4 protein-coding genes are annotated in these 7,172 nt (G+C 59.6%); 2 read left to right on the plus strand and 2 right to left on the minus strand.

Going from position 1 to position 7,172, the window contains the following annotated elements:
- Positions 1 to 154: 154 nt before the first annotated feature.
- Positions 155 to 1,375: a porin gene (locus AC57B6_RS08595; RefSeq protein WP_025647925.1), complete on the plus strand. Its 1,221-nt coding sequence runs from the start codon at positions 155 to 157 to the stop codon at positions 1,373 to 1,375.
- 238 nt (positions 1,376 to 1,613) lie between these two features.
- On the opposite strand, the gene AC57B6_RS08600 is transcribed toward AC57B6_RS08595, so the two are convergent.
- On the minus strand, positions 1,614 to 3,287 hold the full coding sequence (locus AC57B6_RS08600; RefSeq protein WP_406867571.1) for a long-chain fatty acid--CoA ligase: 1,674 nt from the start codon (positions 3,285 to 3,287) through the stop codon (positions 1,614 to 1,616).
- Positions 3,288 to 3,436: 149 nt separating this feature from the next.
- A complete protein-coding gene (locus tag AC57B6_RS08605) occupies positions 3,437 to 5,515 on the minus strand; it encodes a molybdopterin-containing oxidoreductase family protein (RefSeq protein ID WP_178369233.1) in 2,079 nt (692 codons plus the stop codon).
- A gap of 178 nt (positions 5,516 to 5,693) precedes the next feature.
- On the opposite strand from AC57B6_RS08605, the gene AC57B6_RS08610 reads away from it, so the two are divergent.
- Complete coding sequence (locus AC57B6_RS08610; protein WP_025564426.1) at positions 5,694 to 6,890, plus strand: M20 aminoacylase family protein; 1,197 nt, start codon at positions 5,694 to 5,696, stop codon at positions 6,888 to 6,890.
- Positions 6,891 to 7,172: the final 282 nt, after the last annotated feature.

A 7,172-nucleotide genomic window follows, 5' to 3' on the forward strand; every position in this document is an offset into this window, starting at 1 on the left:
ACAGGAGCCGTCCTGCCCATCTCCTTTTTCTTTGTGCCATGTATGCCTTTTGTTACATTACGTGCAACTTCTCGCGAAGTTGGACAAGCAAGGCCTCAACGCTAGACAAATATTCGCCTTGTACAAAAGATTCGTAATCCTTGGAGATCATTCGATGAAAAAGTCGCTTCTCGCTCTCGCAGCACTGGGCGCATTCGCAGGCGTCGCACATGCTCAGAGCAGCGTGACCCTGTACGGTATCATTGACGAAGGCTTCAACATCAACACCAACTCGGGTGGCAAGCACCTGTACAACCTGTCCAGCGGCGTTCTGCAAGGCTCGCGTTTCGGCCTCCGTGGCACGGAAGATCTGGGCGGCGGTCTGAAGGCAATCTTCGTGTTGGAAAACGGCTTTGACGTGAACAACGGCAAGCTGGGTCAAGGCGGCCTGATGTTCGGTCGTCAAGCTTACGTCGGCCTGTCGAGCCAATTCGGTACGGTCACGCTGGGTCGTCAATACGACTCCGTGGTTGACTACGTTGGTCCGCTGGAAGCGGGCGACCAGTGGGGCGGCTACATCGCTGCTCACCCGGGCGACATCGACAACTTCAACAACGCATACCGCACGAACAACACGATTAAGTACACGAGCGCGAACTACAACGGTTTGACGTTCGGCGGCACGTACAGCCTTGGCGGCATCGCTGGCAACGTTACGGGCAATCAGATCTGGTCGTTGGGCGCTGGCTACAACAACGGTCCGTTGGTCTTGGGCGTTGGTTACTTGAACGCACGCACGCCGGCAGCATCGGGCGGCCTGTTCAACAATGGCGGCACGATTTCCCCGAACACGTTTGCAGCAGCGGCCACGGCAACCACGCCGGCGGTAGCTGCCAACTTCGCAGTGACGTCGCCGGTCTACGGCGCTTACGCGTCGGCTAACACATACCAGGTGGTCGGTGCGGGCGGTGCATACACGTTCGGCGCAGCAACGATCGGCCTGACGTACTCGAACATCCGTTTCGCAAACTTGGGCACGACGTTCGCACAGCCGGCCGTTCGCGGTCAATCGGCTACGTTTAACAACGCGGAACTCAACTTCAAGTATCAGTTGACCCCGGCGTTGCTGGTTGGCGCAGCGTATGACTACACGCGCGGCGCAAGCATCCAGAATGCATCGACGGCTCAGTACCACCAAGGCGCAGTTGGCGTGGACTACTTCCTGTCCAAGCGTACCGACGTGTACGTGACGGGTGTGTACCAACACGCTCTGGGCCAGGTGCTGAATCAAGCGGGCACGGGCGTTGTCAACGCAACGGCTGGTATCAACGGCCTGTCGGGCTCGTCGAACCAGAACCAGTTCACGGCTCGCATCGGTATCCGTCACAAGTTCTAATAAGTCGTAATAAAGCAGTCTGCCTCAAAGGCGCCTTCGGGCGCCTTTTTTTATGGCCGCGCGTGCCTCGCGCATTTGCCGGCTGTGGGTTTGTTGCATGGAGCACGATGGCTCAGAAAGTGAAAGGCCCGGCAGACTTTCGTCTGCCGGGCCTTTCCGCATTTCCTTTTCTTAGCCCCGACTTCTTGTCGGCGCAGATCTGTTCAGAGCGGCGTGAACTTCTTCTACTTAGCCGCGCTTAAGCCCGGCCGTCGCGCAACTCGCGACGCAGGATCTTACCGACATTGCTCTTGGGCAATTCAGTCCGGAATTCGACGATCTTCGGCCGCTTGTAGCCAGTCAACTGCGTTTTGCAGTAAGCGAAAATGTCCGCATCTGTCAGGGCCTGGTCTTTCTTCACGATGAACAGCTTCACCGCTTCGCCCGAGTGCTGATCCGGCACGCCAACCGCGGCGACTTCGAATACGCCAGGCATTTTGGCCACAACATCTTCGATTTCATTCGGATAGACGTTGAAGCCGGAGACCAGAATCATGTCCTTCTTCCGGTCGACGATCTTGACGAAGCCCTTTTCGTTCATCAAGCCGACATCGCCTGATTTGAAGAAGCCATCGGGCGTCATGACCTTGGCCGTTTCGTCCGGGCGGTTCCAGTAGCCCGCCATCACCTGCGGGCCGCGGATGCAGATTTCGCCCGGCTGGCCAAGCGGTACCTCGTTGCCTTCGTCGTCGCGAATCGAGATTTCCGTCGACGGCAACGGCAAACCGATCGTGCCGCTATATTCCGTAACGGTAACCGGATTGCAGGTGACGCACGGCGACGTCTCCGACAGACCATAGCCCTCAATGATCGGCGTATGCGTCTGCTCGAACCAGCGCTTGGCGACAGCTTCCTGGACCGCCATACCGCCACCATTGGCTGCGATCAGCTTCGAAAAATCGAGCTTATGGAAGTCCGGGCTGTTGAGCATTGCGTTGTACAGCGTGTTGACGGCGGGAATCGTCGTGATCGGGTAACCTTCCAGCGCCTTGATCATGCCCGGGATGTCGCGTGGATTCGGGATCAGCACGCCGAGGCCGCCGGTGCGGATCGTCAGCAGTCCGCAGACCGTCAGCGCGAAGACGTGATAGAGCGGCAGCGCGACCACGGTGATGAACTGATCGATGTCCGTACGGTTAGCACGAACCGGATCGAGCCAGATTTCCGACTGCAGCACGTTGGCGATCAGATTCCGATGCAGGAGCGTCGCGCCCTTGGCCACGCCGGTCGTGCCGCCCGTGTACTGGAGAAACGCGACGTCGTCCGGTCCTTGCTGAACCGGCTTGAAATTCTGATGGCCGCCCTCGGCGATCGCCGCGTTGAATCTGACGTGACCGGGCAGGCTCCACGCCGGCACCATCTTCTTCACCCGACGCACGACGAAGTTCACCAGCGTGCCCTTCATGCCCATCAGGTCACCCATTGCAGCGACGACGATGTGCTTGATCGACGTATTGCGCACGATCGCCTGCAGCGTAACGGCGAAGTTTTCGAGCAGAATGATCGCTTCCGCGCCGCTGTCCTTGAGTTGATGCTCGAGCTCGCGCGGGGTGTAAAGCGGATTCACGTTCACCACCACGTAGCCCGCGCGCAAGATCGCCGCGATCGCGACGGGATATTGCAGCACGTTCGGCATCATGATCGCGACGCGCGCACCGCGCGCCAGGCCCTTCGACTGAAACCACGCGGCCAGCTGGCGCGAAAGCGCGTCGAGCTCGCCGTAGCTGATCTCCTTGCCCATGCACACGAACGCCGGTTTGGCGCGGTGCTCGCGGAACGCTTCTTCGAGCAGTTCGGCGACGGACGAATAGCGAGTCGGGTCAATCTCTGCGGGAACGCCGGGTGGATAAGATTTCAGCCAGATTTTGTCCATGCAGCGTCTCCTCCTTTATTTTCGAATGGTCGTGCTAAAAACGCATCGTAGCATGGGCATCCCTTTACTATTCGCGAAAAGCGGCCGGGTTAGACTGCAGCCTCGAACCCGTTGCGGGTCGCTTTTGCCTGATTTTTGAGCATATTTTTTCAGGCACGTTCGACTTCGACGAGACAGTCGTAAAACGTTGCTGATCCGCCCAGATCGGTGAGCGCCTGGCTGGTGACCTGATTGGCATTGCGGCCGTCGGGTGCGAGCTTCTTCCACCAGATCGACAGGCCGACCACGAGCCCTTCACGGGTCTTCGCGGTGACACGGGCGCGCGCCTGCATCGCGCCGCGATCGTTGAATATGCGCACCTGATCGCCGTCCGCGATGTTGCGCCGTTGCGCGTCGGCTGGGTGGATGTCGAGGTGTGGCTCGCCCTCCGTCGAACGCAGGCTTTCGATGTTCACGAAGGTGCTGTTCAGGAAATTACGGGCAGGCGGCGAGATCATTGCAAGCGGATAACGGGCGGCAAGCGCGGGGGCACCATCTGCGGATTCGTAAGGCGGCAGATAGTCCGGTAGCGGATCGAGCCCTTGCTGGGCGAGGCGCTCGCTGAAGAATTCGCATTTGCCCGACGGCGTGCGAAAACCGCCCTCGGCAAACGGTGCGTCTGGCAGGTTCAGCGCCGCCCAGCCGGTTTCCTTGAGCGACTCCCAGCTGACGCCGTCGAGCGTTTTGTCTTTCCAGCGGAACGCCGACTCCGCAATAGCGTCGTCACTCTCGTAAAGCGCCGGCTCTTGGAGGCCCATGCGGCGCGCCAAGCCGCGAAAGATCTCGGTGTTTGGGCGTGCATCGCCGAGCGGCGCTATCGCGGGCAAGTTGGCCATCACGTGCGTATGCCCGTACGACTTGTGGACGTCGAGATGCTCGAGCTGCGTCGTCGCGGGGAGCAGGAGATCGGCGTAGTCGGCGGTGTCGGTCTGGAAATGCTCGAGCACGATCGTGAACAGATCTTCGCGCGCAAAGCCGGCGGCGACTCGCTCCGAGTCCGGCGCAACCGCGACCGGATTCGAGTTATAGACCACAATCGCTTCGATTTTCGGGCCGAATGTAGCGTCGCCCGGATGCAGCAATGCGTTGCCAATTGCGTTCATGTTGATCACGCGCGATGCCTTGGCCGGCCAGCCCGGCATCAGGTCCGGACGCTGCAACGCATGCGAGTCCACCGGCGCCCATCCGCCCGAGGACAGCAGAACACCACCCGCCCGCTCTCGCCATGCACCGGTCAGCGACGGCAGACAGGCAATTGCACGTACGGCGTTGCCGCCGCCCCGCACCCGTTGCAGACCATAGTTCATCCTGATCGCGGCCTTTTTCGTGCTGCCGTAAAGACGCGCAAGATCGACGATCACCTGCTCGTCGATCCCGCAAATTTGCGCGGCACGCGAGGGCGGATAGGTAAGCGCGCGCGACTTGAGTTCTTCGAAGCCCAGCGTATGAGCGTCGATATAGGCATGATCGAGCAGGTTTTCCGCGATCAACACGTTGATCATGCCAAGCGCTAAAGCACCGTCGGTTCCGGGCTTCAGTGCAACGTGCTGATGGCACTTTTCCGCCGTCAGCGAGCGGTACGGATCGATCGCGATCAACCGTGCGCCGTGGCGCTTGGCTTCCTGGGCTCGCGTCCAGAAGTGCAGGTTCGACGCGATGGGGTTCGATCCCCAGATGAGGATGACCTCGCTCTCGGCGAAAAACTCGGTGAGCATACCGACGCTGGCACCGTAGGTGTATTTAAGCCCCGCTGCACCGGCTGCCGCACAAATCGTGCGGTCCAGTTGGGATGCTCCGAGTTTGTGAAAGAACCGCTGCGCAATACTGTCGCCCTGAACCAGCCCCATCGTGCCGGCATAGCTGTATGGCACGATGGCTTCTGGCGCTCGGTTCGCGATCTCTGACAAGCGGGTTGCGGCTAGTTCGAACGCCTCATCCCAACTGATCGGCTCAAAGCGGCCCTCGCCTTTGCGGCCGACTCGCTTCATCGGCGTCGTTAGCCGATGCGGATGATGCACCCGCTCGGCATAGCGACTGACTTTGGTACATAGCGCGCCTTGAGTCGGAGGATGATCGGGATCGCCGACGACTTTCACTGCCCGTCCGTCTTCGACGATCACCCGCATCGCACAGGTGTCAGGGCAATCGTGCGGGCACACCGCGCGGGCGAATTCAGTCGGAGCATTCATTAGTGATCCGTCCAGGAGAGCGGTAAGCGGTAAGGCGACCTTGGATTTTATTACGTCCACTGGCCGTTGGCCCGTGCAGTGCCGCCAAAAATGCCTTCGGCGTAGAATCAGGGATCAACGTGCCCGGGCGGTATAGCCCCGAGCGATTCCACGCAAAGCAAAGCACAAGCGCTCTATCATGAAACTTATCCCAGAAATCCAGGCCGCCCACGGCGAAATCCAGACCCTCCGACGAACCATTCATGCGCACCCCGAACTGCGCTACGAGGAAACTGCGACAGCGGAGCTGGTTGCCAGGACACTTGAGTCCTGGGGCATCGAAACTCATCGCGGATTGGGTAAAACAGGCGTAGTTGGTATTCTGAAGCGCGGCAACGGATCACGCTCGATCGGACTGCGCGCCGACATGGATGCGCTGCCGATTCAGGAACTCAATACCTTCGGTCATCGCTCGCAAAACGACGGCAAAATGCACGCGTGCGGCCATGACGGACATACCGCGATGCTGCTTGGCGCGGCGCGGCATCTGGTCAAGCACGGCGATTTTGACGGCACGATCGTCTTCATCTTTCAACCGGCAGAAGAAGGTGGCGCCGGCGCACAGGCAATGATCGATGACGGTCTGTTCGCTAAATTTCCAGTCGATGCTGTTTTCGGGATACACAACTGGCCGGGGATGCCGGCAGGCCACTTCGGTGTGACCGAAGGCCCGATCATGGCGTCCAGCAACGAGTTTCGCATTGAAATCAAGGGCGTGGGTTCGCATGCGGCACTGCCGCACAACGGGCACGACCCCGTTTTTACAGCGGTGCAGATCGCGAACGGATTGCAGAGCATCATCACGCGAAACAAGAAGCCGCTCGATACGGCGGTACTGTCGATCACCCAGATCCACGCTGGCGACGCGCTCAATGTTGTCCCGAACGATGCGTGGCTGGCAGGCACCGTGCGGACTTTTACCACCGAAACGCTCGATCTGATCGAAGCACGCATGCGCAAGATCGCAGAGAGCACGGCCGAGGCTTACGATTGCTCGGCCACTATCCAATTCCATCGCAACTATCCGCCGACGGTCAACAGTAGCGAAGAAACTCGCTTCGCTGCAGCGGTCATGAAGGAAATTGTCGGTTCCGAAAATGTCGACGACGCGGTCGAGCCGACAATGGGGGCCGAGGACTTCTCGTTCATGCTGCTGGCGAAACCGGGCTGCTACGCGTTTCTCGGCAATGGAGACGGCGGCCATCGGGACTCGGGGCACGGTGCCGGACCTTGCATGCTGCATAACGCGAGTTATGACTTCAACGACGAATTGTTGCCGATCGGCTCGACGTATTGGGTTCGGCTGGCACAACGATTCCTGGCACAGGAAAAATAACGCTGCTGATGGGGACTGGCCGATGGCTGATGCCGTGGCCTCCCGCTGCACCCTCGCGTGTGTCGCTTGCTTCGCTGCTGGTGTGTAAGTTCTCGGACGCAGCTGTTGGGAATTAACGGGGTTTCGTGAAGGCGTGCAGGATAGGCACACTTCCCGGAAGAGAGGATGTTGAGGCCGTATTGAGAGGAATTTCCGGGGTGCGTAAACGCAGAAACCCCACCTTTTCGGGGTGGGGTTTCTGATGCTGCAGGGGAGCCTGACGATTACCTACTTTCACACGGG

Source organism: Paraburkholderia sp. BGA-UO-ETr-F12 (genome assembly GCF_059567945.1).

Coding starts and splice junctions, on each gene's coding strand:
- AC57B6_RS08600 (WP_406867571.1), bottom strand. CDS start 3,287: ATGGACAAAATCTGGCTGAAATCTTATCCACCCGGCGTTCCCGCAGAG.
- AC57B6_RS08605 (WP_178369233.1), bottom strand. CDS start 5,515: ATGAATGCTCCGACTGAATTCGCCCGCGCGGTGTGCCCGCACGATTGC.
- AC57B6_RS08595 (WP_025647925.1), top strand. CDS start 155: ATGAAAAAGTCGCTTCTCGCTCTCGCAGCACTGGGCGCATTCGCAGGC.
- AC57B6_RS08610 (WP_025564426.1), top strand. CDS start 5,694: ATGAAACTTATCCCAGAAATCCAGGCCGCCCACGGCGAAATCCAGACC.